Below are 2,653 nucleotides of genomic sequence, written 5' to 3'. Positions count from 1 at the left end.
GGCGGGCGCAGAGACGACAAAGGCCGCGGTCCCGTCCGGGATCCGCGGCCTCAAGGTCGGCGCTCTGTGGCTCGTCAGGCCAGCAGCAGACCTCGGGGCGGACCCGGGACATAGAGCGTGTGCATCGCCCATGTCTGGATACGGATTTCAGCAGCCGATGCTCGGCGCGTGGTGTCAGGTAGCCCAAACCGATCGGGTGAGCAGACGAACGCGTCGGCAATCCCAGTACCACCCATAGGGACCACCTCCATACGTTCGTATCGGCACGTTCATGTCAGCGGCGGGCAGGTATTTCCGGTGCCCACTGAGCACGGTAGAAGGCGTCCTCAGCCTCGGCAACCTATTTTCTAGGTTATCACGCAGATACCCAGTGCAACTGTCCGGCTGCTCAACCGGACTGCGACGAGGACGGCGAGGACGGCGCGGTCGCCGGCGCCGGGACGGGCTCCGGGAGCGCCCGCCCCTCGACGAGAGCCAGCACGTCCTCGCCGTAACGATCGAGCTTGGCCTGGCCGATGCCGGGAATGCTGACAAGCTCCGCGACGCCGGTGGGCCGGTGCTCTGCGATTGCCATCAGGGTCGCGTCGGTGAGCACCACGAATGCCGGCGCTCCCTGTTCCTTGGCCCGGGCCGACCGCCAGGCGCGCAGCCGGTCGAACAGCGCCTGGTCGACATCGGCGGGGCAGGTCTCACATCGGCCCATCCTGGCCGCCGGACCCGCCAACGGGCGTCCGCACACCCGGCAACGCACCGCCGAGCGGTTGCGCGACCGCTGCCCACCGGCGCCGGACTCTCCCGACGCGGCGGCACCCGTGCTCGCCCGCGTCGGCCCACCCGCCGACGCGGGCGAGCGCGGCATGAGCCCGTCCAGGAAATGTGACGGTCGCCGAGACCTACGACCGCCTTCGTTGCGGGCCAGCGCCCACGACAGCGTCAGATACTCGCGGGCCCGGGTGACGCCGACGTAGAGCAGGCGACGCTCCTCCTCGATCTGCGCAGGGGTCTGCGCATGGATGATCGGCAACGTCCCCTCGACGAGGCCGACGAGGAAGACCGCGTCCCACTCAAGACCCTTTGCCGCATGCAGGGAGGCGAGCGTCACCCCCTCGACCGTGGGGATGTGCTGGTGCGCGGCCCGGTCGGCAAGGTCCGCCACGAACCGGTCGAGGGTGGCCTCGGGATCGCCTCCGACCATGTCGTCGGCGAGGCGGGTGAGCGCGGCCAGGTTCTCCCATCGCTCCCGCTCGGCACCCGCGCCATGCGGCGGATCGTCCGAGCGCCATCCCAGCGCGGCGAAGATGTCACTGACCTGGGCGGCCAGGCCGTCGGGTCGGTCGTCCTGCGCCGAGCGCAGCGCCGCCCGCAACAATCGCACGGCCTCAAGCACTTCAGGTCGGTCGAAGAAGCGCTCGCCGCCACGGACCAGATAGGGGATGCCGGCGGCGGTGATCGCGGTCTCGTACGCCTCGGACTGAGCGTTGACCCGATACAGCACAGCCATCTCGCTAGCCGGTACGCCCGCGGCCAGCAGCGCGCGGATGCGATCGGCCACCGCGGCGGCCTCCTCGGGTTCGCTGTCGTGCTCGGTGAAGACCGGCGCCGGGCCGTCCGGACGCTGGGCGAGGAGTTTCAGCGGCGCCGGTCGGGCCGGCCTCGCGGCTGCGCCGCCACCGGCTGCACCAGCTGTACCGGCACCAGCTGCACCGGCCCGCGCGATCAGCGCGTTGGCCAGCGCGACGACCTGCGGGGTGGACCGGTAGTCACGCACGAGGCGGACCACCTGCGCGTCCGGGAATCGGCGCGGAAACTCCACCAGGTGGCGCGGGGACGCTCCGGTGAACGAGTAGATCGTCTGATTCGCGTCCCCGACCACGCAGAGGCTGTCCCGCTCGCCGAGCCAGGCATCAAGCAGCCGCTGCTGCAGCGGGTTGACGTCCTGGTACTCGTCCACGACGAAGTGCCGGTAGCGGGACCGCAGCTCGTCGGCCACCCAACGATGCTCCTCGATGACCGCGGCGGTCAGCAGGAGCAGATCGTCGAAGTCGAGCACGCCCGCGTCCCGCTTCACCGCCTCGTACGCGTCGTAGAGACCGGCGATCACATCCGCGGGATGCGTCGTCTCGCGCGCTGCGGCAGCCGCGGCGGCCGGGTAGTCCGCCGGGGTGAGCAACGTGGCCTTAGCCCACTCGATCTCGCCGGTGAGGTCCCGAAGCTCTGTCCGGCTCGGTGCGAGACGCAACCGGCTGGCGGCCCGCGCGACCAGGGCGATCTTGCTTTCCACGAGCCGGGGCAGCGCAACCCCCGCGACCTTCGGCCAGAAGTAGCCGAGTTGCCGCAACGCGGCCGCGTGGAAGGTCCGGGCCTGCACCCCGGCTACGCCGAGTACCCGCAGCCGGCCACGCAGCTCACCCGCGGCCCGCGTGGTGAAGGTCACAGCGAGGATCTGGCCGGCCGGGATTGCCCCCGTACCGACCAGAAAGGCGATCCGATGGGTGATCGTCCGGGTCTTGCCCGTACCCGCGCCGGCCAGGACGCAGACCGGGCCGATCGGGGCGAGTACCGCGAGCCGCTGCTCGGGATCAAGTGCCTCGACCAATGCGCGTGCGTCATCCCCCACCGGCCGGGCGTGGTCGTCGATCATCGAGTCAGCGAC

At 70.7% G+C, this 2,653-nt stretch carries 1 protein-coding gene; it reads right to left on the bottom strand.

What is annotated here, in order from left to right:
- Positions 1-388: 388 nt before the first annotated feature.
- Complete coding sequence (locus U9980_RS06750) at positions 389-2,641, bottom strand: ATP-dependent DNA helicase UvrD2 (protein ID WP_322767151.1); 2,253 nt, start codon at positions 2,639-2,641, stop codon at positions 389-391.
- Positions 2,642-2,653: the final 12 nt, after the last annotated feature.

It is taken from the genome of Protofrankia sp. Cr1, from assembly GCF_963555865.1.
GTDB lineage: Bacteria > Actinomycetota > Actinomycetes > Frankiales > Frankiaceae > Protofrankia.
This window is presented reverse-complemented; position numbering and strand designations above follow the sequence as displayed.

What these genes read in the sequence shown, in the direction of transcription:
- U9980_RS06750 (WP_322767151.1), bottom strand. Translation starts at nt 2,641, where the DNA reads ATGATCGACGACCACGCCCGGCCGGTGGGGGATGACGCACGCGCATTG.